The sequence below is a fragment of the Bradyrhizobium sp. ISRA436 genome (assembly GCF_029910015.1).
Lineage (GTDB): Bacteria > Pseudomonadota > Alphaproteobacteria > Rhizobiales > Xanthobacteraceae > Bradyrhizobium.
Map to the genome: position 1 here is coordinate 6,029,705 of NZ_CP094519.1, position 23,685 is coordinate 6,053,389.

19 protein-coding genes and 4 pseudogenes are annotated in these 23,685 nt (G+C 60.3%); 14 read left to right on the forward strand and 9 right to left on the reverse strand.

Annotated elements, in window-relative coordinates; genetic code table 11:
- Positions 1-488 precede the first annotated feature (488 nt).
- A complete protein-coding gene (locus MTX23_RS28085; protein WP_280978224.1) occupies positions 489-1,964 on the reverse strand; it encodes a trehalose-6-phosphate synthase in 1,476 nt (491 codons plus the stop codon).
- A 1,180-nt stretch (positions 1,965-3,144) separates the two neighbouring features.
- Here MTX23_RS28085 and MTX23_RS28090 point away from each other — a divergent pair.
- The 4 genes from MTX23_RS28090 (at position 3,145) to MTX23_RS28105 (ending at position 7,699) form a co-directional block, all read left to right on the forward strand.
- Entirely contained in the window at positions 3,145-3,369 is a 225-nt protein-coding gene (locus MTX23_RS28090; RefSeq protein WP_280973383.1) for a hypothetical protein, read from the forward strand.
- 167 nt (positions 3,370-3,536) lie between these two features.
- Entirely contained in the window at positions 3,537-3,776 is a 240-nt protein-coding gene (locus tag MTX23_RS28095; RefSeq protein WP_280973384.1) for a hypothetical protein, read from the forward strand.
- A gap of 1,444 nt (positions 3,777-5,220) precedes the next feature.
- Positions 5,221-6,291, forward strand: a complete 1,071-nt coding sequence (locus tag MTX23_RS28100; protein ID WP_280973385.1) for a cytochrome-c peroxidase — start codon at positions 5,221-5,223, stop codon at positions 6,289-6,291.
- A 1,120-nt stretch (positions 6,292-7,411) separates the two neighbouring features.
- Complete coding sequence (locus tag MTX23_RS28105) at positions 7,412-7,699, forward strand: hypothetical protein (protein ID WP_280973386.1); 288 nt, start codon at positions 7,412-7,414, stop codon at positions 7,697-7,699.
- A gap of 458 nt (positions 7,700-8,157) precedes the next feature.
- Here MTX23_RS28105 and MTX23_RS28110 read toward each other — a convergent pair whose 3' ends face one another.
- Genes MTX23_RS28110 through MTX23_RS28120 form a run of 3 tightly spaced genes read right to left on the reverse strand, consistent with a single transcriptional unit; the run spans position 8,158 to position 9,251 of the window.
- Positions 8,158-8,415 (reverse strand): hypothetical protein, encoded by a 258-nt coding sequence (locus MTX23_RS28110; RefSeq protein WP_280973387.1) that lies wholly within the window; start codon positions 8,413-8,415, stop codon positions 8,158-8,160.
- Complete coding sequence (locus MTX23_RS28115) at positions 8,402-8,971, reverse strand: type II toxin-antitoxin system HicB family antitoxin (protein WP_280973388.1); 570 nt, start codon at positions 8,969-8,971, stop codon at positions 8,402-8,404. Before MTX23_RS28115 ends, MTX23_RS28110 begins: the two co-directional genes overlap by 14 nt.
- Positions 8,949-9,251, reverse strand: a complete 303-nt coding sequence (locus MTX23_RS28120; protein ID WP_280973389.1) for a hypothetical protein — start codon at positions 9,249-9,251, stop codon at positions 8,949-8,951. The genes MTX23_RS28115 and MTX23_RS28120 overlap by 23 nt, the downstream gene beginning before the upstream one ends.
- A 111-nt stretch (positions 9,252-9,362) precedes the next feature.
- Between MTX23_RS28120 and MTX23_RS28125 the strand changes: the two are divergent.
- The 3 genes and pseudogenes from MTX23_RS28125 to istB all read left to right on the forward strand — a co-directional run.
- Positions 9,363-10,127: pseudogene (locus tag MTX23_RS28125) on the forward strand (IS1 family transposase); the annotation flags it as partial.
- Between the two features lie 201 nt (positions 10,128-10,328).
- Entirely contained in the window at positions 10,329-11,867 is a 1,539-nt protein-coding gene (gene istA / locus MTX23_RS28130; protein WP_280978207.1) for an IS21 family transposase, read from the forward strand.
- Between the two features lie 12 nt (positions 11,868-11,879).
- Positions 11,880-12,518 (forward strand): annotated as a pseudogene (gene istB, locus MTX23_RS28135) (IS21-like element helper ATPase IstB); the annotation flags it as partial.
- Between the two features lie 6 nt (positions 12,519-12,524).
- Here the strand turns inward: istB and MTX23_RS28140 are convergent.
- On the reverse strand, positions 12,525-14,627 hold the full coding sequence (locus MTX23_RS28140; RefSeq protein ID WP_280973198.1) for a recombinase family protein: 2,103 nt from the start codon (positions 14,625-14,627) through the stop codon (positions 12,525-12,527).
- Positions 14,628-15,135: 508 nt separating this feature from the next.
- On the opposite strand from MTX23_RS28140, the pseudogene MTX23_RS28145 reads away from it, so the two are divergent.
- Positions 15,136-15,255: pseudogene (locus MTX23_RS28145) on the forward strand (ATP-binding protein); the annotation flags it as partial.
- A 262-nt stretch (positions 15,256-15,517) separates the two neighbouring features.
- Positions 15,518-15,787: pseudogene (locus MTX23_RS28150) on the forward strand (hypothetical protein); the annotation flags it as partial.
- Between the two features lie 28 nt (positions 15,788-15,815).
- Here MTX23_RS28150 and MTX23_RS28155 read toward each other — a convergent pair.
- The gene (locus tag MTX23_RS28155; RefSeq protein ID WP_280973390.1) at positions 15,816-16,034 is read right to left on the reverse strand and encodes a hypothetical protein; all 219 of its coding nucleotides are present in this window, start codon (positions 16,032-16,034) and stop codon (positions 15,816-15,818) included.
- Positions 16,035-16,278: 244 nt separating this feature from the next.
- Positions 16,279-16,779 (reverse strand): hypothetical protein, encoded by a 501-nt coding sequence (locus tag MTX23_RS28160; protein WP_280973391.1) that lies wholly within the window; start codon positions 16,777-16,779, stop codon positions 16,279-16,281.
- A 58-nt stretch (positions 16,780-16,837) separates the two neighbouring features.
- On the opposite strand from MTX23_RS28160, the gene MTX23_RS28165 reads away from it, so the two are divergent.
- Together MTX23_RS28165 and MTX23_RS28170 are read left to right on the forward strand one after the other, a co-directional pair.
- Positions 16,838-17,248: a hypothetical protein gene (locus MTX23_RS28165; RefSeq protein ID WP_280973392.1), complete on the forward strand. Its 411-nt coding sequence runs from the start codon at positions 16,838-16,840 to the stop codon at positions 17,246-17,248.
- A 29-nt stretch (positions 17,249-17,277) separates the two neighbouring features.
- The gene (locus MTX23_RS28170; RefSeq protein ID WP_280973393.1) at positions 17,278-18,126 is read left to right on the forward strand and encodes a hypothetical protein; all 849 of its coding nucleotides are present in this window, start codon (positions 17,278-17,280) and stop codon (positions 18,124-18,126) included.
- Here the strand turns inward: MTX23_RS28170 and MTX23_RS28175 are convergent.
- Positions 18,113-19,312: an IS256 family transposase gene (locus tag MTX23_RS28175; RefSeq protein ID WP_280973221.1), complete on the reverse strand. Its 1,200-nt coding sequence runs from the start codon at positions 19,310-19,312 to the stop codon at positions 18,113-18,115. The two genes, MTX23_RS28170 and MTX23_RS28175, sit on opposite strands and share 14 nt — an antisense overlap.
- A 198-nt stretch (positions 19,313-19,510) precedes the next feature.
- On the opposite strand from MTX23_RS28175, the gene MTX23_RS28180 reads away from it, so the two are divergent.
- Complete coding sequence (locus tag MTX23_RS28180; RefSeq protein ID WP_280973394.1) at positions 19,511-20,227, forward strand: hypothetical protein; 717 nt, start codon at positions 19,511-19,513, stop codon at positions 20,225-20,227.
- A gap of 70 nt (positions 20,228-20,297) precedes the next feature.
- Here MTX23_RS28180 and MTX23_RS28185 read toward each other — a convergent pair whose 3' ends face one another.
- Positions 20,298-20,687, reverse strand: coding sequence for a cytochrome c family protein (locus MTX23_RS28185; RefSeq protein ID WP_280973395.1), 390 nt, complete (start codon positions 20,685-20,687; stop codon positions 20,298-20,300).
- 641 nt (positions 20,688-21,328) lie between these two features.
- Here MTX23_RS28185 and MTX23_RS28190 point away from each other — a divergent pair.
- Together MTX23_RS28190 and MTX23_RS28195 are read left to right on the forward strand one after the other, a co-directional pair.
- Positions 21,329-22,282: a hypothetical protein gene (locus MTX23_RS28190; protein WP_280973396.1), complete on the forward strand. Its 954-nt coding sequence runs from the start codon at positions 21,329-21,331 to the stop codon at positions 22,280-22,282.
- 558 nt (positions 22,283-22,840) lie between these two features.
- Complete coding sequence (locus tag MTX23_RS28195; protein WP_280973397.1) at positions 22,841-23,674, forward strand: YopT-type cysteine protease domain-containing protein; 834 nt, start codon at positions 22,841-22,843, stop codon at positions 23,672-23,674.
- Positions 23,675-23,685: the final 11 nt, after the last annotated feature.

Consider the following 23,685-nt stretch of genomic DNA (forward strand, 5'->3'; position numbering starts at 1 on the left):
AATTGCGAGAGCTCGAATCGCGATCGCTTGAAAAGGGCCGACCCATGGCTCCGACTTAACCAGCGACGAATGCGAAGCGTTCGGAGCTGCAATCTTCCGGCCGTTGGCTAACCACCCTAAAGCGCGATGAGATGAGGTCGAACCGTCATCGCGCTTTAGCTTCTTGTTTGAGCATGATCTTTTCGGAAGGCCAGCTCCGGATCATGCTCTAGAAGCTCGACATAGTCGGCCTCTGTTCCGGTGTGGCGCGCCAACAAAGACTGCTTCAGCGCCGCCTTGGTCCTTCCTTGGCCCTCCGACGGTTATGATGAGCTTGGAGATCTACGCTCGCCTCGTCGATGCAATCCATGCTCGGTCGGCGCGTTTGCTCAACTACGCCGCGTCAAGCTGCTCGCTGAATCGGCGCTGGGCTCGCCCGTGGCCGGCAGGACCCAGATTCTGTCCAATGTACTGATCAACACGTCCCGGGGCAGCGCGGCGTCATTGCTCTAGCGGAAGCCGATATGTCCGAAATGATCCGCTGGCACCGTAGCCGGAACGGCGACGTCCGGATATGACACCCGTTCCGAGTGATCTATCGCACCCGATGGGCCTGCTGGGTCGTCGTGGATGGTCCGGCTCTCTGAGCGACTGGAAGCTCCCGCGTCTAACGGAATGGAGTCGCCCGCGGCTACGCCGATCCGGCTATCCTCGAGCTTCGCAACGAAGTCGGCCCACCATGCGCCTATCGGATAGTCTTGGAGCTTCTTGATCATCTTGCGGTAGGAGTCGAGGCGGCGTTCGGGCGGCATCTCTATGGCCTTCGCAATCGTCTCCGCCATACCCTCGATATCGTTGGGATCGACTAGTAGTGCCGCATCGAGCTCCTTGGCCGCGCCGGCATATTTCGACAGAACCAGCACGCCGGGACTTATTGGGTCTTGCGCGGCGACATATTCTTTCGCTACGAGATTCATCCCGTCACGCAGGGGGGTCACGACGCCGACACGTGCGGCGCGGTAGAGACCCGCGAGCACCGCCTGACTGACAGGCTCGGTCTCGTAGCGGATCGGCATCCAGTCGTCCGCGCCGTGGCGAGCGTTGACATCGTCGACAACAGCTTTGACGTCGTTCTGATAATCTCTGTAGCTCGGAATGCCATCTCGAGAGCTGGTGGCGACCTGCAAAAGCGCGATGCTGTTCGGCTTTTTGTCCAAGGCGCGACCGACAGCCTGGATACGATTGTCGATGCCCTTGGTGTAATCCAGCCGGTCGACGCCGACGGCAAGCTTCTCGCGATTGAGACCGTCCAGCAGCTTGGAGACATCGGGATTCGAACTTGCGTCTTTAGCATATCGTGCAAATTTGTCCGTATCGATGCCAATTGGGAACACTTGGCATCTGGTGATGCCACGGGGCGAGATAACAACACCGTCTTCGCTGGGGGTCAGCCCGAGCTCGGCACGGACGCAGGCAAGGAAATTCTGCCGGTCCTCGTCGGTCTGAAAGCCGGCCAAATCGTACGCAAGCATCGCTTCGATCAGTTCGCGATGAGGCCGCACCAGCTGCATCACACCGGGCGCCGGCCATGGCGTGTGCAGAAAGAAGCCGATCGGCCGGTCGACGCGCCGATCACGCAGCTCGGCGCCGAGCGTGAGCCAATGATAGTCATGCACCCAGAATGCGTCCCGCTCCTTGTAGTCAAGCAGGGCATCAGCCATGAAGGCATTCATCTTACGATAGCTCTTGTAGTCGTCCTCCGAGAAGGAGATTCGCTCTCTCAGCGAATGTAGTGCCGGCCACAGTGTCGAATTCGAAAAACCGTTGTAGTAGCGGTCATAATCTGCGGCGGGTAAATCGAGCTTCACCAGCGCTCCCTCGCCGAGCTCGTGGTTGCCGGCTTTCAGCGGGCCCGAGGCCCCGACCCACAGCGCTCCGGAACGTTCCACCGCGGGAAGCAAAGCCGCAGCCAGGCCGCCTGTCATGGCCCCACCAGGCTTGGAAAGGCGGTTTGAAACAACGACAAGGCGCGGAGATTGCGCCTCCGCCGCCACGATGTGCTCCGCGACACCCGGCGCAACACCGCGACGCGAAGGGGCCGGATCGGTTTGCGGCGGCTCGCGCTGTTGTGCTTCACTGAGATGTTGCTCAAAGGCCGTTTGCTCTACCGGCTGCTTTTGCAGCATAGAGTCGGCCGTCGCGACGGTTTCTGACGCTGATGGTTTGACGTTGCTAGCAGGTTCCACGTATTACCTCCGTTTGATGCAGATTGCAGATCGGAGCACTGGCCTCGGGACCTCTATCTCGCTCATGTTAGGAGCGTCGGCTTTCGAGAAGCTGACGAGTCAGAAAGATTTCTTGGTTGGATGACGGACCCGGCATTGCGTTGCCGCGGGCTCTGCAGGGTCAATGATTCGGAGGCAAAGGCCGGATCGATCAAAGATCGTTTTGTCCCGCGCCGCAAACGTGCTCGCCGCCGATCCAGTAGCCGAGGCTCTGGAAACCAGCATGGAAGTTTCGAGCCGTCGAAATCAGGCTGGTTTGGCCGAACGCTTCGGACAGGCGCTAGCCTAACCCAGGCGTTCTTAATCCGTTTGACGCTGCCGTAATTAGCCTCGCCGCACCCCTCGGCGGCGACTTCGAGACAAGACGACAACTACTGATGCCGTCGATCCCGGCGTTGGCGGACAAGCCTCCGATCACGCCCACTTCAACCTGCCAGCTCACTTTTGGCCAGACAGCGCAATTCCAGTCGGCCCCAGTCTCGCTTCCGCTCCACGGGCGGGACAGGACCGGTAACGCCCCCGTTAAGTGATTACCCAGCATCAGATGAACGTGCCCGGTGTGACGGTCGGCCGCATGAAATCACGCCTGCCGGCCGCGAACACTTGCGCAGCCGATCGCCTACAGATGCCGCAATCGTAGCGCACGGTCTATGCCAGCGCTACCGAACGCCATGCAGTTGGCTGATGAGCTAGAGCGGGCTTTTGCTGGCCGCCGGCCTCTTCCGATCGGATGTCTGGAATAGAGACCTCACTTGCCCGCCCGCAAGGGCGATCCCGACAACACGCTCATCACTTGCTATGCACGAACATTTCGCGCAGCCGGATAGCAGATCGGTTCGCTACGTACAAAGAATTGGATTGCACTGTTTGGGAGGCCACGATGGAATATCCAGGCAAACAACGATCGGACAAGGATACCGATGAGGCGCCTCCTCCATCCAGGTTCTTAGTGCGTCAAGGGTCAAGCGGGTGGATGGTTTATGATCGGCAACGTAAGGGGTCAGCGGTGATCGGGGTCGGCTTGGCCGTCAATCTCACGAAAGCACAAGCTGATCGCTTCGAGCGGATGCTGGCAGCCAAGGAGGAACACAAGCGTTCCAGTTGAGCAGATCCGATCATTTGGTCGATGGTGCGCAATTTCGATCGTGCACGCTGCATCAGCGACGATGCGCCCGAACCAAAGACATCCGGCTTCATCGTACTCAATGCAAATTTCGAATCAGGGTGCATGTGAACGATAAAAGTGACTTTTGTCGCGGGGTTAGCGCCGTCGTGACTGCCATCAATAAATTGCTCCAGGGCCGCAACCTCGGACCGGACGAAGTCGAGCGCCTAACGTCGGCCTATGAATTGACCCTGCACTCGCTTTGCTTGGTCGATCGTGATGACCCGATCGCCGAAATCGTCGCGAGAAAGACCATCGAGATCGGCGCAACGGGCGTTCGCGATCCAACAAAGATTTCCAAGCTCGTCATCGAGCAGCTTGGCATCGGCAGAAGACCATTGACCTAAAGCCAGCGCGCTCGTGCGGCGTTTTTTGCTATCGCGTTCGTGACCAACAAGCGTAGGCCAAGTCAGGAGGTGCGCCTTCCGCGGTTAGGTGATTTTCGTCGGCAACATCCATGCCGTTTCAGGGGACAAACGGTCTCGATCATGTTCAGCAGCATGTACCGATCCGACACCTCGTCCTCCAAAGCCCTCTTGCGTAGACTCGTACTATACTGAACGCGGCACAATCCACGATTCGCTCCGACGCTGAACGCTCAGCCACTTGCTCCCCACCCCGCTCCATCACGAACGAGCTCTGCCGATGCAGTCAGAATGGTCCATCGATCGGTTGGCTGCCAGATGGCGCACGCTCTCGAAGCTTTGCGCCTGCCGAACCCGCGAGCGGCCACATCTGCCTTCACGTCCGCTTCGTTCGACGCTTCAGCGCGGCCAGTGAGACGCTGCCCTCCGCCCGCATGGCTCTCACGGATGAGCCGTCACCACCACTGCCGACGCGCCGATCTACGCGACGGGCAGCGAGCTTATCCCGCTCAACACATGGACATTCCGGCGCAAGGATTGATGCAGCGCCTGGTGCACGCGCGCGCAACGTGCCATGATAATCGATCTGGTACCCGCGCACGCGTTGATCGTTTCGGCAGCAGTCGCGCCGGCTGATACCGACAACGACCACGTCTCCTCTCCCGTTGTCTTGGCGTTATCGAACAGTCTGCTCACGCAGGCAGAACCCGGCGACACGCCGCTTGATACTCCCATGCATCTGAGCCCAAGCGCTGGTTTGGACGTTGAGCCAACGTCACGTCGTAAGCAGAAATGCCCCGCCGCTTCTCGATAGCCCGAGCCAGACATGGCCGCGCGTCCAGGCGCTCATGGGGCTTGAACCGCACGTCACGTCAGGTTGTAGAATATTCCGAGCAGCGGACGGTGTATAAGATTCGATGATCGACAGTGAACAGCACGAAGCCTCAAGTCTTAGAGCTCGCTCTGCAGGACCTCCATCACGTCATTCTCGGACGTCCTGGTGTCCGATATGGTCTACGCTCGGCATCGATGGTGGCGCTCCGCCGAGCCGGAGCAGGATTTTTCGACCGATGCCGCGTGATACAAACATACTTGCACGCGCGCGGCCCCATCGTCCGCCGATCGATGATGGCGAACGACAATATACGCCGCCGGACCGATCGTCGCTCTTGCAAGGGCAAGTCGACTGCCGTCTGGAGCCAGCAGTTCTGGTCAGGAGCTCATAAGACAAAGCGCCGTTTGCGCTTTCAAACGGCTCGGCCTGCGCGGTGATGCCGTTTGCATCTCATGATGAACTACGCCAAAGCGAGCAAGACACGACAAACTACCGCTTCAGACGCCCGCTGCGTTGCCCTGCATGAATGAGAGTGATGCGTGTCGCTCTTGATCCACTTCCGATATCCAACAAAAACCGGTGCTGCACGCCATGAAGAAGTTAGCGATACGAGAGCTTTCCATTGTACGCAAGGTATACATCCTGGGCGTCGGGATGCTGGTGTCGTCAGCAGCAGCCGCGAATGACGATTTGATGAGCGCCGCCAGACAGATCTTCAAGCCGATTCCCTCGATCGTTCCTGCGGTGAAGGACAATCCGGTCACCCATGAAAAGGTCGAACTTGGCAAGGTGCTGTTCTTCGATCCGCGGCTCTCATCGAGCGGGATCATTAGCTGCAATACGTGCCACAATCTTGGCGCCGGCGGCGTAGATGCCGGCCCAACGTCGGTCGGTCATGGCTGGCAGCGCGGTGCGCGTCGGGCGCCTACCGTCTATAATGCGGTATTCAATGTGGCGCAGTTCTGGGATGGACGGGCGGCAGACCTCAAGGCGCAAGCCAAGGGGCCAGTCCAGGCAAGTGTCGAAATGAATGCGACGCCAGATAGAGTGCTCGACACGTTGAATTCGATGAACGACTATGTCGTCATGTTCAGCAGGGCATTTCCTAACGATGCGACGCCCGTCACCTTTGACAATTTCGCAAAAGCGATCGAGGCTTTCGAAGCGACCCTTATTACACCCGCTGCGCCTTTCGATCAGTACCTCGAGGGTGACAAGCATGCGCTCGATGATCGGCAGAAGGCGGGCCTGAAGCTATTTATGGAAAAGGGATGCTCGTCCTGCCACAATGGAATCAACGTCGGAGGGCAGGATTACTTCCCGTTCGGCGTGGTCGGAAGGCCGGCCGCGCCACTGCTTCCAGCCGCCGACAAAGGCCGCTTCGCGGTCACCAAGATGGCTGGTGACGAGTACGTTTTCCGCTCTGCGCCCTTGCGCAACGTCGCCTTGCGAGCCCCTTACTTCCATTCGGGCCAGGTTTGGAGCCTCAAGCAAGCAGTTGGCGTGATGAGCGAGGTTCAGCTCGGCACCAAGCTCAGCGATCAGGACGAAAACGACATCGTCGCATTTCTCAATTCGCTGACAGGACAGCGGCCCAAGATCGAGTACCCGATATTGCCCGCGCGTACCGAGGCAACCCCGCGGCCCTCTCTGGACAAGTAGGGTCTGTCACGATAGCTGATTCGAAATATACGTAGCGCAGCCTCGCGCAAACAGATCAAAGCCAGGTCAAGATGCCCCAAGCTGTCGCCCACAATTCGAACGTCCAAAAAGACAGGCCTCCGGCTGGTTCGTCCACGATATCGAAATCTAATTCCGGGCCGAAAGGCACAAAACGAGCCGTGCCGGAGCCTCCAGGAGATGCGGCCCGCGGCGACGCCATCAAACAACGAGCGAGCGGCCACGGGGTCATGGCATCGCTGCTCGATCGTTGTGTTGGCGCCATGGCTTGCAGCATTGAACCTATGACATAGGGCGGCCGGCGCGCTGAGGTCTCATGCCCACTGAAACCACGGGCATGTTCGTCCGACGATCAGCAGTTTGCGGGCCGAGCCAAGTCAGGACCTTTCCTTTTCCTCATCGACGTGTGGGCGAACCATGCCCTGCGCATCGTCTCTTGCTAACATGGTCTCAACCATCTCGATGATACGGCGACGATCGGCAGGATTTCGGAGCGCGCGAAACGCTCTCAAGAGACGAAACGTCTCAGCCACCTCATCGGAACGGCTCTTGATCGACAAATTGCCTCCCACCATTTGCAGCCAACGTTCAGGATAGTACGATCCCGCTTACAGTAACAAGGATCGCGCGCGCGCAAAAATACGGAGCGTGCTGAATTGGACTTCGTCCGCTTTGATGCACAACATGTTGCCGACGGGGGCAAGTTCTGTCCATGCCAACCGAGCGCGTGTCTCACGCGCAAGGCCTTTGACTTGAGGATTCCTGCGACGTCTGGCGTGCACGGATGGATGAGCAGGCGCGGTGGGTCACCGAACGGCCCGGGCGCGGCCGTCCACCAATCAGAACGTTCCGAAGGCGTACCGTTTGATCGTGCTATGATGATCCGATCAAGATCGGCTACATGATTACGATCATCACGGCGGAGCCGCTCTGCTCCCTTTGATCATCGCAGCCTTTGTTTGGCTGACGACTGACACGGCCCGCCAATCGTTTGGTACCCGCCCGATACAAGGAATGTCGGCTGGACCCGAAGAAGCTGACTGCGGGGCCGCCAGTCCAATTCTAACTTTCTCCAAGCCGCGTCAGGTTTCAGAAAGCTAACGTGAGTAGCGAGAACGACAGCGCGCCACCACCGGACGGGATCATGGAGTTTGAACAGCACTTGAGAGACGTGCGACGGGTCGGTCCCGTCTATCCGCACGGTGAGCTTTATGATGTCGCTGACGAAGACGACCGCCTCATCCAAGCAGCGTCTGGCGCCGCCCTTGAGCGAGGACCACCGCCGGGCGCTACCACCATCGGTATCTACGATCGTCGACTTCGTAAATTGGCTGAAGCGCTGAAGCAGTATGGCAGATCAATGGCTGGGCTCGATGAAGAAAGTCGGTAGTGGGTCAGTTTGATTGTGGCAACCGGGAGGGGTGGCACTGAGGCGATTCGAGGCGCATATTCTCCGGCATGGCTGGATGGTTTGATCGGATCACGGGAAGGCATACCTACGACTGCGGGGCGAAGTACCGCGGCCGAACGACGAGAACACCGTTCCCAGATGCGGATGACGCGCGCTGTGATAACTGCGGCAAGGTCATGGACAGCTGGCGAAACTCGACGAGTTTCCGGTCCTACGAACGGATCGACGAATGACGCCTAAACGCCCCAGAGATTCGAACCAGCTCGCTAAGCGAATCATTGATATCGCAACAGGCGAGACGCCCGACCGCGATCCTACGCCCGAGGAAGAGGGGAAAGATCCGGCTGCGGTTGAGTTGGGCCGGAAGGGCGGTAAGGCGCGCGCCAGTCGCTTAACGGGCGCGCGCCGAAGTGAAATTGCGAAAAAGGCTGCGGCTTCTAGGTGGAAGCAGGATTGACGACAGAGGCGTCTACCACAAGGGCAGCCGGAGCCCCATCAATCGCCTTTTGAATTCCAATCGACGTGACAGCAACCATCGCGCCCGGGACAAGCTCGGCCTCAGTCGGACCCATATTACCCGCTCCGAGTCCGAAGTTCATAATCAGCTGCCACTTTCCTTCATGAAGCCCGGCCTGTTTGACCATAGCCGCAATCAATTCGTGGTAGGTGAACATGAATTGGCTAGGTTCCGGCATGCGCCATATCCCTACGAGAATGTCCGAAAGGCAGTTGCGTGGTGGCAGCTTCCATATGAAGTGGGATACGAAATGTATTGCCGTGGTGTGGCACCATGAACATTCCGCCATTTCCGCCTAACGTGATGACGTTGATACTCATGCCGCCGAATGCCGTTTGAGCGTAAGTCATAGCAGGTCGAGCTAGCGAACCTACGTGTTCTGCCACGCAGCTCACAATGAACTGATTTAGGCTAACACCTTCTCGGTCTGCCCAAAGCGCTGCTCGCTTATGCAGGCCCTTCGGCATTCTAAGAACAAGCTTCCCACTGTAATCCATAGCCTCCATCGGCTCCGGAACGTTTTGTCCCTGAGCGATGGTTGCATTAACCCAATCGACTGCAACACCTTCCAGATTTTCCAACGCTTCAACGGCTGTAGCTCCGGTCGCAAAGCAACCAGGGAATTCTACGATCTCAGCAAAATAGCTGCCGTCTTCGTCTGGCGTGACCATTCGTGCATAGGGCTGTTTAAGAATCTCCGTCACCGCCATTTTACGCTCCTTCTTCATTTTCATTTTCTGCCTCAAGCACTTCCTCCCAAGCCGCTGCATCCGCCTCAAGGTGATTGAGGACAACCTTTCGCACATGAGGTGATAGGTCTGGATTGCCTCCATGTCTCTCGATGGGAAACGCTCGATGTTGTGGAAAAGCACTCACCCACATCGGGTGATTCCCGCCGCTTACTTCCTTCCGTCCTGCCAACTTTGCCAACGCCTCTAGATCGCCCGCTTTCTGCGGGCTTCGCCGAGCGGCAGCAATGTCCGCCCATAGCTTATCTAGTTTCTTGCGATCCATAGTACTATATCCGATATCACGGTTAAATCAGAAAAACACCCCGTAGTACTAATTTTTCTTAAAGCGCCCAAAATGCTTGACGATAAGCATAAAGGGTCAGATACTTCGGCCATGAACAAGCTGGATCGAAAGACCCGCTCCCAAATCCTCCATCTCCTTTGCGAGGGGCAGTCGATCCGTGCCGTCACACGTTTAACCGAATGTAGCAAGAATACGGTAGCCAAACTTTTGGTTGAGGCCGGTCACGCCTGCGCCGCCTATCAGGACAAGGCGCTGCGTAACCTGCCGTGCAAGCGCGTCCAGATGGATGAAATCTGGTCGTTCGTTTATGCCAAGGCCGCGAACGTGGAGAAGGCCAAGGCCGCTCCCGAGGCCGCTGGCGACGTTTGGACCTGGACCGCGATCTGCGCCGATACCAAGCTGATTGTGAGCTGGTTGCTTGGCGCACGCGATCAGGACGCCGCTCTGACGTTCGTCCATGATCTGGAGAGCCGCCTAGCCAATCGCGTTCAGCTTACCAGCGAGGGCCATAGGCCGTACCTGTACGCCGTTGAGGCCGCGTTCGCCGATCAGGTGGACTATGCCATGCTCATCAAGATTTACGGCTCTGATCCTCAGGCGAAAGTCCGCTACAGCCCGGCTAAGTGCCTTGGCGCGGATAAGAAGCCGAAGATTGGCAACCCCGATCCGAAGCACATCAGCACGTCCTATGCCGAGCGCAGCAACCTCACCATGCGCATGTACATGCGCCGGTTTACCCGATTGACGAACGCCTTCTCAAAGAAGGTTGAGAACCATGCCGCAGCGATTGCGCTGCATACGATGTATTACAACTTCCTGCGGATCCACCAACCGCTCAAGGTGACGCCTGCGATGCTGATTCCGCTCGATGTCGCCCACCATTCCGGAATGATCTCGCCCACCGTTCCGATTTGATGTCGCCCACCATTCCGAGATGATCTCGCCCACCATTCCGGGATGATGTCGCCCGGGGTGACGAGGCCTCTTCTGGCTCCGATACGGTCCCGCCTTTCGGCTTTGCGAAGGGGGACCTGGATGCCGACGGAGAGGTTTGCGATGCGCCATGTGCGCGATGTGATCAGATTGAAGTCGGCCGGGATGCCGACCCGCGAGATTGCGCGGCGGGTGGGGACAGCCCCTTCGACGGTGCGGTTGACGATCCACCGGTTCGAGGCGGCGGGGCTGACCTGGCCATTGCCCGACGACATCACCGACGCTGCGCTGGAAGCCCGGCTGTTCGCCAGCGCGGGAGCCGGTCCCGGCACCCGGCGGGGCCATCGCCGGCAGGCCGAGCCGGACTGGGCGGCGGTACACCGCGAACTCCGGCGCAAGCATGTGACGCTGTCGATCCTGTGGGACGAGTACATCGCGGGCGAACCCGACGGGTATCGTTATTCGCGGTTCTGCGAGCTCTACCGCGCCTGGGAAGGCCGCCTGTCGGTGACGATGCGCCAGTCGCATACGGCCGGCGACAAGCTGTTCGTCGACTATGCCGGCGACGGCGTGCCGGTGGTAATCGACCGGTTCACCGGCGAGCGACGCGCCGCGCAGATCTTCGTCGCGGTGCTCGGCGCATCGAGCTTCACCTACGCGCAGGCGACCTGGACGCAGGGGCTCACCGACTGGATCAGCGGCCACGTCGGCGCCTTCGAGGCGATCGGCGGCGTGCCGGCGCTCTTGGTGCCGGACAACACCAAGGTCGCGGTGATCAAAGCCTGCCTCTACGATCCGCAGATCAACCGCAGCTACGCCGACATGGCGGCGCATTACGGCACCGCCATTCTGCCGGCCAGGCCACGGCGGCCACGCGACAAGGCGAAGGTCGAGCAGGCGGTCCTCATGGTCGAGCGCTGGCTGCTTGGACGGCTGCGCCACCGGACCTTCCACAGCCTCGCCGAGGTCAACGCGGCGATCGCCGAGTTAATGACCCGGCTCAACGAGGAGCGACCGATCCGGCGGCTCGGCGTGACCCGCCGCAAGCTATTGGAGGAGATCGACCGGCCGGCACTCAAGGCCTTGCCGGAAAGCCCTTACGTGTTTGCCGAGTGGCGGATCTGCCGGGTCAGCATCGACTATCACGTCGAGGTCGAGGCGCATTACTACAGCGTCCCGCATCGCTTCGTCCGCGCCGAAGTTGAGGTACGCGTCACCGCCCGCACCGTCGAGATTTTCCACAAGGGTGAGCGGATCGCCGCGCATCAGCGCATGAGCGGCAACCACAAGCACACGACCGTGCCGGAGCACATGGCCTCCAGTCATCGGCGCTACGCCGGCTGGACCATCGAGCGCATCCGCAAGGAGGCCGCCATCATCGGACCGGCCACCGCGGCGCTGTGCGATCTGATCCTCGATGAGCGTTCGCATCCGGAACAGGGCTTCCGCGCTTGCCTCGGCATCATCCGGCTCGCCCGATCCTACGGGCAACAGCGGCTCGATGCCGCCGCCATGCGGGCGATCGATATCGGCGCGCGCACTTACGGTTCGGTCAAATCGATCCTCGCCAACAACCTTGATCGGCGTCCTTCACCCAAGCGCTCCGCGGACGACGCGCCGATCCTTCATCCCAACATCCGCGGGCCGCGCTACTACAACTAGGGAGATCACGCCTTGCTCACCCATCCGACCCTCGATCAGCTTCACGCGCTCGGCCTTCATGGCATGGCCAAGGCCTTTGCCGACATCGAAGCCGGCGGCGATGCCGCAAGCCTCGGCCATGCCGAATGGCTCGCGCTGCTGCTCGAACGCGAAGCCTCGCTGCGACGCGACAAGCGGCTATCGAAGCGGCTGCAATACGCCAAGCTGCGCCAGCAGGCTTGCGTCGAGGACATCGACTATCGCACCCCGCGCGGCCTCGACCGCAGCCTCCTGACGATGCTGGTCGAAGGCCAATGGATCGACGACCACGCCAACCTGCTGATCTGCGGGCCCTCCGGCGTCGGCAAGAGCTGGCTCGCCTCGGCGCTCGGCAACAAGGCCTGCCGCGACAATCGCTCCGTGCTCTACCAGCGTGTCCCGCGGCTGTTCACCGATCTCGCTTTGGCGCGCGGCGACGGCCGCCACCCGCGGCTCCTGCGGGCGCTCGGCCGCATCGATCTGCTCATCCTCGACGACTGGGGCCTCGAGCCGCTCGACGCCGCAGCCCGCCACGACCTCCTCGAGATCCTCGAGGACCGCTACGGCCGCCGCTCCACCACCGTCACCAGCCAGCTCCCCGTCGATCAATGGCACGCGCTGATCGGCGAGCCGATGACTTCATGATGCCTCCTTCTTCGAACGATTGGTGCGTCGTATCCGATTGCGAAGCTGTCGGATTTGGTCGTCTGAGAGCTCGATCTGCCACGGCTGGCCTTTGGCCAACTGATGACCTGCCAGCAATCCTCGCGCGAGATAATCGAACACTGTCTGCGGGGTCACTCCAAGCTCAGCCGCGGCGCCCTGAATTGAGAAACTCCCATCGGGCCAGCGCATCGGATTCTTGTCCACGCCGTTAATTTTAACGGTGGGAATGCCCCAGCGGGTACGCAACAGCCAGACATTCTCGCCTTTGAAGGCGCAGCCTCGGGCCGCGACGAAGCCTTCCTGATTGAGTATTGCCGCGATCTCGGCATCCATTTTGTGTTCAGCATTCAACTCGATGATCCGTTTCCGCAACCGATCAATGTCGATGTAATCGCGGTAGGTCTGAACGCGCCGTTGCACGTGATGCTCGCTGGTTGCACCGGTCTGCCAGACGATCTTGAGCCACACCTGACCTCGGGTCCGCTTCTGATCAAGAACGACTTCGCGGATCACAAATCGCAGAATGCGCTTGCGATCGGCTACCGAAGTGGTGGCCGCGTTCCAAATCCGCGGCAGGTTCTCGCCGAGTGCTTGTAGCCCTGCGCGTTCCGCCGGGCCAATCAGAAGCGGCTCGTGCCCGCGCCAACGCGCATGCTCCTGCTCGATCGCCTCGACGACACGCAGCCTCTCTTCCCAAGCCCGCTCAAGTGAGCGTGCCACAAGGCGGTTCTCGGGCTCTACGGCGTCATACTGGCGTCGAGCGCGCTCGGCCTCGTAGCGGGCGCGCTCCACGCGAAGCGCCCACTGGCGCTCGAGCTGACGGCTCTCCTGCTCCAGTTGGCCCGCGGCTGCGAGCGCGATCTCAATCTGATCCGGCACCAGGGCATCGAGGACCATCCGCTCAACCAGCGCGTCAACGGCCAAGGCCCGGACTTCCTGGCACATTGCACTGCCTTGCTGGTCCCGATCCGAGCGGCAGCAATAGACCGGATAGTCGGCATTCGGGCCCGTGTAGCGCATGCTCATGCGCCGTCCACAACGACCGCAGACCGCGATTCCTTGTAGCAGGGCTGCCCCCTTGCGCGGTACGCCAGAGTGTCCTCCCTCATAGCGGCAGACGTTATCTGCCAATCGCCCCTGGTTGGCCATGAACTCCTCCCAGCTGATATATCCTGGGTGAGCGGCGTGGAGGCAAACCGCCCAATCCGCGATCGCTACCTTGACCGTTCCCGTCAGCGATCCCGGCCGGCATCGGCTCGGATCCTTTTGCCGGCGGCCATAAACATACGCCCCAGCATAGGCCGGATTCTGAAGGATATTAAGGACGCGTGCACTATCTGGCGCACGCCAGACGATCTCGTGTGGAGATGGTCCAAGCAGCGGCCGAACCGGCAAGGACAATCCATTCCTGTCCAAGTAACGCATTACACCGCGCGCGCTTTGCAGTTCCCGGAATTTGGCAAACACCAGATGAAGACGGGCCCGCACCTCCTCATCGGGATTGAGAACAATTGTGCCCGCGCGGTCGTAGGCGAGCCCCGCCGGCAGCGGCAGCCGCAGTTCGCCCCGCTCCGCCTTCTGGCGTTCCCCTTGGTGAAGGCGCATCCGAAGCTGATGCAGCTCCGCCTCGCTCATGATGCCGGACAAGCCCAACAGCAGGCGGTCATGGTAGGCCCGCGGATCGTAAAGCCGCTCGCCATCCGCAATGAGCACGCCGAACACCGAACACAGTTCGAGAAGCTGATGCCAGTCCCGGTTATTGCGGGCCAAGCGAGAAGCGTCGAGGCTCACCACAAGACCGGCGTTGCCAAGGCCGATCTCGGCAATGAGCTTCTGGAAACCATGCCGATCCACAGCGCCAGCACCGGATTTGCCCAGATCCTCGTCAATGACCTGGACGCGCTCCGGGGGCCAGCCCAGACCGACGGCGCGATCGACAAGGCGATACTGCAGCTCCGTGCTCTCCTGGTGCTGGCGCACCTGGTTCACGGACGACTGCCGCACGTAGACATAGGCCAACTTGGCTCGGTGCGCAGTCGTGAGCCGCTCGTCAACGGCGTTCAAGCTGATCAGCACGACCCAGTCCCCTTCCGGGCGTGCCGGGAACCGCTTGCATTCGCCGCAGCAGCGTGGCGAGGACTTGAGCGATCTGGGTTTGTGTCGCGGCCGACAGATTTGGCCAGAGGCGTGGAATGTCGGCCGTGCGGCGGTCTGGTGGATTTGCCAATGTCGGTAGGGGTCGATACGCAACGCGACCTGGAAGCGGTCGGTGGGTCATCGCGAATCACCTTCTCGTCGAGAAGGCTCAGACTCGCGCTCAAATGTTGCATCAATGGGATCAGCGTACGTGCACTGATGCGCGGCAGATCGGCGGCGTTCGGGTGGGAAGTGATCGTCTCGGCAAGGTCCGTCGAGGCGATCCGAACCCCCCGCCGCCGTCCGTCCGGCAGCGCGACAACGACGTAGGCGGGACCGCGCCCCGACCGCTCCTTCAGCACCTCAAGCCGCTGCCCAAAAAGGAAATGATGCGGGTCAGTGATCGTGATGTGAGACACGACCCGTTCAAGAATAGGGGTACTCTGTCGTGTTCGGTGATCCCACCTACGCCGATGCCGTCCTCGACCGCCTGGTCCACAACGCCCACCGGATCGATCTCAACGGCGAGAGCCTGCGGCGAACCCGCAAACCCGATCGAAAGGCCTGAGCCAGTGGCGCTGTGGACATGCCGCTGCGCTTGGACAACGCAAAGAGCGTTGCCCACATGCCCACAGCAGACCAACAGCAGACGAAGAAGGGCCTCAAGCCGCGATTCAAGTTGACCCCGCGGCTTCACCGATGCCAGAAACCAAACAGCCAGAACGCCTCGCGCCCCGGGCGACATCAAATCGGAATGGTGGGCGAGATCATCTCGGAATCCTGGGCGAGATCAAATCGGTACACCCGGGCGAGATCATCGGAATCCGCAGCCTGCGATGGCCGCTGGCGTGACCGACAAGCTTTGGGAGATGGAAGACCTCGTTGCGATGCTGGAGCAATGGGAGCTGGCGAACTTCAAGCCGGAATATCAGTTCGTTGTCCGTCAGTACGCTATCGGTAAGGGCCACTCGGTCAGCGTTTTATGGCGCGGCGGCGAAGTTGATAGCATCTTTGGCTTTGCAAGTGAACATGAGGCGCTGGAATGGATCAGAGAGAAGTCGCAGGGATGGCTGCTCGAAAGCAAAAAGGCCGCCCGGTAAGGCGGCCTCTCGAATCCCGTTTCGTCCTCTAAGCCTTGGACTTCTGATCCTTCAAGGCTGCGATGCGAGGATGCAGCTTTGCGCCTCTTCCTTTCGCGACAGCTACCGCCTTATCGCTACTCGTTTTTAGCTGCTGCCTGAGCGAGGCGATCTCTAAGGCGCTGAAGTGGGGTGTCCCAGGGTCCGTCGCCAGAACGCCATTTGAGGAGAATTTGGGCTTCGGCTTCAGTAAGACATTCTGCGTCATGGCCGATCTCCTTTCTCCAAAACGGGTTAATCTCGATACCAAAACCAACTTTCAGACCCTGCCATGTAGGACCGGAAAGCGCAAGCGCGCGAGAGTCGCCAGACCCATGCGCCAAAGTTGTAATAGCGGCAACCTTACCGCCACCGCGCAGGATATGACTGCGGAGAGCCGCAAGCGTTCCCCCCGTCGTCAGGACATCATCCACCAAGATGTAGGCAGCGTCTTGACGTACATCACCGTCAAATCAAGGCTGCCATAGGAAACGTGGAAAATGTTTTAATTTGGTACGCCCAACCCTGCTTTTCTGGACGATTTGTGTATCGACCTCGGCTCCGAGTTCAACGCTCAACCTAGCGAGATACTGGATCGGGAGGGCATTTTTGACACCCCTACGCCCGATCAAATCCGCGCCATCAGCGCGGGCATCGTCAAAGGGCGGGTGGGGAACCACGCAAACGAGGGAGGTTCCATTAACCAAAAAGGGGGTTACAACATCCACTAGCCGATCAAGCATGTCCTCGGACAGCATGACTTCGACGATCCTGTCCGCCGCGTCATAATCACCGGCAAGCTTGGCTTTTGCGTACAGCGTTTTTCGGGTCTTGGCTTGGCCGCCTTGCATGCCGGTACCGTTGAGTTCGCCCAGCCTTCCGCAGACGTGAACGATCTCCCCGCCAGCCCAAGGCTCGCGTAGATGAGGGATGCTGACAAGGGGTAATTGAATAGATGATGAAAGACGCAGCATGACCGATTCGTGACTTTTGCCACGAATACGATAGCCGCGCCTTCTACTCCACCAAAACGTGAGCAGGGGCAGCCCAGACGTTAACCAAGCCCTTTCTTTCGGGGTCAGTTTTCAAACTGACCCACTACCAGAAAGTCTGCTCGACTATGCCAAGAAACTGCTGCCAAAGGACAAGGTCATCGCCCCCGCATTGTCAATGGTTAGCAGGTACCGCGAACCTGACGCCCCAGCGCGGTCCATCCCAACGCATTACCGTCCGTCCAAGGAAGACGACCGCCTCATCAGGCAGGCCGCTGAAGCAGGCTTTGGCCGACAGATCGACGAGAAAACCGCCGGAAATTATTCTAGCGATCTTCGGAAGTTGGCTGCAGCCCTTCGACCGTTATCAATTTCTAAGCTTGGTCACGACACGCTACTCGGCCATGCCGACACTTTGTTTCCGGGCAACAAGAAACTCATCTATGCCTGAACAGGCTCCGCGACTACCGCGACAGCAATGTGCAGGACCATTTTCGCAGCGGCTCCCGTCAGCCAACAGAGCCGGCCGGCCGCTCACCCGTGCAAGATTTTGATCGGGAGCAGCCTTTGGAGGGTGTCGCGGATCAGGGGAGCCAGCTGGCGGCTGACGGATTCAACGCGCCGGAGCTTGGGCAGGGAACGGATTCAGTCGCTCACTTTCCCGTACAAAATGCCGGCCACGAACCGCTTTTCGATGTCGCGCATCGAGAGAGCTCGCTTCTGGTCACCACCTTCGATGCACCGGTGCTTTGGCCGACAATGAGTTCGATCGCCCACTCGCCCGTGCGAAGTGTTGCTGCGGATCAGAACGGCCTCACACTTGCCGACGGAATCGATACGCAGGAACCGTGGCAGGCCTTGGCTTCAGCTGCCTACTCGCCAGTGCAAAGCGTCGACCAGGACGAGCTGTTTGATGCCGCTGATCGGGGCGGCTGGACATGCGCCAGCGGGTTCGATGCGCCGGAGCTTTGGCAGCAAATGGATTCAGCCGCTCACCGGCGCACACAAAGTGTCGACCGGGTCGGGCCCTTCGATGCCGCGGCGAGACAGTCCAGCTCGCAGCTGCGCTATCCCGCCTCGTCAGAATTCTTTGGACGGGCAATGGAGCAAGCCGGGCCGCCGCCCGACAGGGCTGCGCAGACGACGCCCACCTCGATCGGCGAGACTTTCGATGCTTCGCTGGTCGTTCCCAATGACTTTGCCCACGGCACTCAACCCGCTCCGGACACGATGCTCTCCAAATCGGGCGATCGTGTCCCTGAGCGTGGTGTAACTGGCGGTGGGACACCGCGTTCGCCGGCAAGAGCCGGACTGGTCAGCTGGCGATAGCCGGGAGACTGACGGTTGGATCATCGCTCAACGGCGCGATGGTTTCCAGCGTCATGTAACGGGCGCGCTGGACGGCCCATTCATCATTCTGTTCGAGCAGGATCGCGCCGATGAGGCGGACGATGGCGTCCTCATTGGGGAAGATGCCGACGACCTCGGTCCGGCGCTTGATCTCGCCGTTGAGGCGCTCGATCGGGTTGGTCGAGTGCAGCTTGGTGCGGTGCTGCGGCGGGAACGTCATGTAGGCCAGCACATCGGTCTCGGCCTCGTCGAGGAAGCCGGCGAGCTTGGGTAGCTTGGGGCGGAGCTGATCGGCGACCTTTCGCCATTGCGCTCGTGCGGCTTCGGCATCGTCCTGGGCAAACGCAGTGGCGATGAAGGCGGAGACGACACGCCGTCCGCTTTTGCCGGCATGGGCCAGCGCGTTGCGCATGAAGTGCACGCGGCAACGCTGCCAACTGGCGTTGAGCACCTTGGCGACGGTCGCCTTGATGCCCTCGTGGGCGTCGGAGACGACCAGCTTGACGCCGCGCAGGCCGCGGCGGGCGAGCTTGCGCAGGAACGCCGTCCAGAATGTCTCGGCCTCCGAGGGACCAATGTCCATACCGAGAACTTCGCGCCGGCCATCGCTGTTGACGCCGACCGCGACGATCACCGCGACCGACACGATGCGCCCCTGCTGGCGCACCTTCACGTAGGTGGCGTCGATCCACAGATACGGCCAATCGCCCTCGATCGGGCGAGCGAGGAACGCCTTCACCTTGTCGTCGATCTCCGCGCACAGCCGCGAGACCTGGCTCTTGGAGATGCCGCTCATGCCCATCGCCTGCACCAGGTCGTCGACCGAGCGGGTGGAGACGCCCTGCACATAGGCTTCCTGCACCACGGCGGTGAGCGCCTTCTCGGCCATCCGGCGCGGCTCCAGAAAGCCGGGGAAGTAGGAACCCTTGCGCAGCTTGGGGATACGCAGCTCGACCGTGCCGGCGCGGGTCTCCCAGGTCCGGTCGCGGTAGCCGTTGCGCTGCGCCAGGCGCTCGGAGCTCTTCTCGCCATAGGCGGCCCCAGTCTGGCCTTCCACTTCCAGCTCCATCAGGCGCTGGGCGGCAAAGCCGATCATCTCGCGCAGCAGATCGGCATCAGGGGTCTTCTCCACGAGCGTGCGGAGGTTCATCATCTCATCGGTCATCGGTGGTTCCTCGAATCAGGTTGGTATCAGCAACCCGACCCTACCGGCGAACTGCCGGTGACCACCGCAAAGCCGCCCGCCCGCTACGGCGCCATGGGAGGGCGCGCGTGCGGACGGCTTTGCTCTACCGAGCTACACCACCAATGGGGACACGACCAATCGGGCCGCTTTGGGCTCTTGCCAGACGCGGTACAGCGGATGAAGGACTATGACATTCGCGGAGAACACTACACTGCCGTACTGGGGCCCGCGGGTCCCCATGACGTTCAGCTTATTCACCTTGGGTCGCCGCCCGTCGGCGAGACATTTGATGTTTCCTTCGCCGTCCCCGGGAACTTTTCCCACCGAACCCAGCCCGCCCCGGATACGATGCTCGAAAGGCTGCGTCGCCTGGGCTTCCTGCCGGACGCTGATCAGCGGATCATGAGCTACGACATTGGCGGTGAGCGCTACGCCGCCACGTTAGGGCCAGGAGGGCTGAATGACGTTCAGCTCATCCACCACGCTCGCCTTCGGCCGATGGGTGAAGCTGCGCCAGCGACGAAGCTGCGGGCTCCGACTGATATCTACGGCGGTCTTGAATCTCTGCTTGATCTCAATCCCCCTACACCGCTCGAATTGCGGGACGATGCCCATTCTGCGCCGGTGCCGGATTTTCGACCGCCGTCTACCGAGCCTGAACCGGGTCATCGCCGGCTTCCGAAGCTGGCCGATATCGGCGAGTTCGTCGGCCTCGACTGGCACCACGGCCCCCGAGAGGCCTCACCCGCCGTCATTGACATGCTCCAAACCCTTGGCCTCCTGCCGCACCGGGATGCACCAATGACGTGTTTCTTGATCAACGGTGAGCCCTACACGGCCGAAAACCTGCCCGCAGGGCGCGTTCTTCTGTTCCATCGCCCACATCTTGACTGAACGAGCGGCGGGCCGAGTCGCCTGCTCGCCGGAAGGAGCGCTCCTCGAGCGATTGCCACGGGGCACCGTCTTAGCGCTCGAGCTTGACCGGCGATTTATCGAAGGTATGGAGATAAGCGATCAGATCCGCGATTTTCTGGGCGTCCTTGAGTCCAGGGAACGCCATCTTGGTACCGGGAACCTTCGCCTTCGGGTCCTTGATGTAATCGGCAAACGTTGCCTCGTCCCACGTGATGCCTGAGCCCTTCATGGCTTCTGAATAGCTGAAGCCCTCGACCGATCCTGCCTTCCGCCCGATCAGCCCGTTCAACGTTGGGCCGACGGCGTTCCTGGCGCTGTCGCCGACCCGGTGGCAAGGCTTGCAGGCCGTGAACACCATTTCGCCGGCGGCTGGGGTTTGACCTCTTGCCTGCTCAAGTCCGGCGGCGACTAGCAAGGTCGCGAGAGCAATCCGTTTCATCAACTTATCCCTTTTGCACCTGCCCGGAGTCGAGATGACTGCGTGGGTCGCCCTTGGTCGTGCTTAAAGCCTACAACTTCACGCCACGTGCGGTTCAAGCCTTTCCCGTCGTCTCGCAGTTTGATTGCCGGTTGCTGCGTGCCTCTCCGTTAGTCGTCTGATCGCGGCGAGCGGCTTTCCGACAGTGGTACTTGCGGATGATCTCAGCATCGCCATCGGAAGCCCGATCTCGGTGGCGATTCCGCCGTTTCAGCCGGCACGTGTCGAATGCTACCAACTTGGCGCAGGAGACGACGCATTCTCTGCAAGGCCCCTCGCGCTCGATGGAAAGGACAATGCCCGCGATCCGAGACGGGCCGAGTCACGAGCGAGGCGCAGCATTCACGCAACGGGCAATATGGCCATCAGTTCTCGAAGCCAACACTGGTATCGAAACTGGCTTTCGATGGATTCGCTCCGGCTGCGAGCGATGCACGTCGAGCGTCACAAGATGCACCCAAAAAAGGGGGGCCCGCGCCCCTCGCCCGACCAGAAGAGCCTGCCCGACGAGCGAAATAATCATTCACTTCCTGACTCGTCAGCTTCTCGAAAGCTGCTTCTACCAAAAAACTCTTGAACGGACCTGTAACTTGAGAGAGCAAATGAATATCGACTCACGGCACGGCCCAGAAGTCGCCAAAGCCCGCGATTTTGAGCCGCAGCGGCAACAGACCGGCGATGCGAGCGCTCAAGCCGGCTCGCCGGCGCACCCGTCCGAGGACCAGGTGGATTTTGAGCAGCAGCTCGATCGCTTCCGCCCGGTCGACCGAACGTCAGACGGCGCTTCCTCATCGGCCAATCCCGGGATTGGACCATCCTCGACTGCAACCAACGGGCCTCGCCCAAGTGAACGCTGCTCGGCTTCATCGTTTGTAGGCGCGCGCGCCCAGCTTGCCGCAGCGCTGACTGGGGCGACGCTCGCGGCACTCAGGAACGAGATTGAACTTGCCGAGCAGCAATCGGCACCGTGGTCATCAGCGTCTGGGCCTGCAGACCGCGGCGTCGATCGCGAACGCATCTTCAACGACGTTGTTGGATCGTCGTATGTAGAGCTGAGACGGTTTCAGAACGCGGATGGCGATTGCAAGCCGCGCAGAGCAGCCGAGACCAGCGCAATATCGTATGTGCGTGACGCGGCGCGCGAACACTCCTCCGTTGGAGATCATCTGGAACGATATCCTATGACTCTGGCGCGTCAGGCTGGATGGCATATGCGCGGCAAGGTTGACTCTCCTTTTGTGTCTTTGATTGAGGACCCCTCCAAACTGTCCGCGTCGCGCGATCCGTGGGCCCGAGCAATCGCCAATAACGCGACGATGCTGCACACCTACACTATACCGAAGTCGGCGGTCTGGACCCCTGACCAGATCTTGAGCAGCATTGCGCTCGGGATGAATGTCGACGATCACGAGAACATAGATGCGGATGTGGACCTGATGTGCTCCCTGGGTAGAACACCCACCCGGGAGACCGAGCGCTTGTTTTTGGGCGGCGATCTGGAGGCCTATCGGACCGCCAAGCAAGAAAATCCGTTCAAGACTGAGAGCAGTGACTAAATAGTCGATCGCCTTTCGCGTGCGGAGGTCGTGCGCATGTCGGGTTATGCCGAGAGCAGTTTATCGCATCTCGGAGAGGGTCGTCAGTTCGCCCATCACATCCGCCAGCCCGCTCCGTTGCATTTTGGACCATCGGCATCTCGGTGATATCGGCTCTTGGGCGAGCAACGGCGGCTGTGCCAGTCTGTCGATCAGGCTGCGTCTGTCCTCCTGGTCCGGCGCCCTACGAAACGCGAAGACCCAGGCGCTTACCGCAGACACTGCTGAACGAGAGCGCCATGGCGATGCACGTCATGATCACGAACGACCGCGGGTCATGTCCGGGCCGTTCGCAGAAAAGTGAGCTAAGCATCGAGACCCCAGCCCACTTTACTCCTCCCGGGGCCCGAATTCCGCCGGGCGGCCCCAACCAGACGATTGCTTTCCTCCTCCGCTCCAAGCAGCGCACAGCTGCCCGTCAGTTCGTCGTCAGCTTGCTTGATTATCTAGTTCAGCACAGCTTAAGCAGCCTCGTGCTTACCACGAGGAACCGTACGCTGAAGGGACACGAGAATCGCCATGTATCATCGGATCAGCGACTCATCCACGCGCGCCAATCAAGCGGACCAGTTGAATCAATCGACGGACAGCCGTAACTTTGCGGAAACACTTGCCGATCTCGCGCTGCGAGAGGCCTCCTCACCAGGGGAATTGTCCGACAGAATGGGACTCTGCTGCAGCAGGCCAAACACCTCGGATGCAAACGTTCACAGCCCAAGCTCCTTCGACCTCAGCACATCCTCTCTCTCTTCCAGTTCCAGTCCATCCTCTCCCGCAAGGCCGATCCGCCCTCTGTTCGATTACAGGACCGCCGATTTGCCTGAGGCGAATGTCAACGGCATCTGCGTCGGTTTGGCCGCGGAGTGGCTCCGCAATCGTCACAGCAGTCCGTCATCGCGAATGCGTGCGCTGCGACCGGGTTCGGAAAACCACGCCTCTGCGGCAACGCGGCAGCAGCGCTATGAAGACCTCAAGGCACAATTGCGAAGCGACAGGGCACGAGGTTCGCACAATCTTCAAGCGAAAATCACGACGTTGCGGGAAGCAGGCCTGGAACCATCAGGACAACAGACGAGACATAGATTTAGCGCGTCCTCGCGCAACGCGCAGCTCGTAAACGAAGTCACTGAAAACGGTTCGATCTATTTGCTCAGCCTGCGTTTCGCCGGCGGCGACGCACACACAATCACAACGTCGACCTCGAATGGAATGACCACTCTCTTTGATCCTAACTATGGAGAATTTACCGTCCGATCAGGCCAGATAGGTGACTTGTTCAAAAGTCTCGCTGAACGTTACAGGAACCCCAATGGGCTCGTTATATCGACTGTCGTCACGCAAAAGATAGCCTAACTAGCGATTCT

Coding starts and splice junctions, on each gene's coding strand:
- MTX23_RS28085 (WP_280978224.1), bottom strand. CDS start 1,964: ATGACAGGCGGCCTGGCTGCGGCTTTGCTTCCCGCGGTGGAACGTTCC.
- MTX23_RS28090 (WP_280973383.1), top strand. CDS start 3,145: ATGGAATATCCAGGCAAACAACGATCGGACAAGGATACCGATGAGGCG.
- MTX23_RS28100 (WP_280973385.1), top strand. CDS start 5,221: ATGAAGAAGTTAGCGATACGAGAGCTTTCCATTGTACGCAAGGTATAC.
- MTX23_RS28110 (WP_280973387.1), bottom strand. CDS start 8,415: ATGCCGGAACCTAGCCAATTCATGTTCACCTACCACGAATTGATTGCG.
- MTX23_RS28115 (WP_280973388.1), bottom strand. CDS start 8,971: ATGAAAATGAAGAAGGAGCGTAAAATGGCGGTGACGGAGATTCTTAAA.
- MTX23_RS28120 (WP_280973389.1), bottom strand. CDS start 9,251: ATGGATCGCAAGAAACTAGATAAGCTATGGGCGGACATTGCTGCCGCT.
- istA (WP_280978207.1), top strand. CDS start 10,329: ATGCGCCATGTGCGCGATGTGATCAGATTGAAGTCGGCCGGGATGCCG.
- MTX23_RS28155 (WP_280973390.1), bottom strand. CDS start 16,034: ATGACGCAGAATGTCTTACTGAAGCCGAAGCCCAAATTCTCCTCAAAT.
- MTX23_RS28160 (WP_280973391.1), bottom strand. CDS start 16,779: ATGCTGCGTCTTTCATCATCTATTCAATTACCCCTTGTCAGCATCCCT.
- MTX23_RS28175 (WP_280973221.1), bottom strand. CDS start 19,312: ATGACCGATGAGATGATGAACCTCCGCACGCTCGTGGAGAAGACCCCT.
- MTX23_RS28180 (WP_280973394.1), top strand. CDS start 19,511: ATGAAGGACTATGACATTCGCGGAGAACACTACACTGCCGTACTGGGG.
- MTX23_RS28185 (WP_280973395.1), bottom strand. CDS start 20,687: ATGAAACGGATTGCTCTCGCGACCTTGCTAGTCGCCGCCGGACTTGAG.
- MTX23_RS28190 (WP_280973396.1), top strand. CDS start 21,329: ATGAATATCGACTCACGGCACGGCCCAGAAGTCGCCAAAGCCCGCGAT.
- MTX23_RS28195 (WP_280973397.1), top strand. CDS start 22,841: ATGTATCATCGGATCAGCGACTCATCCACGCGCGCCAATCAAGCGGAC.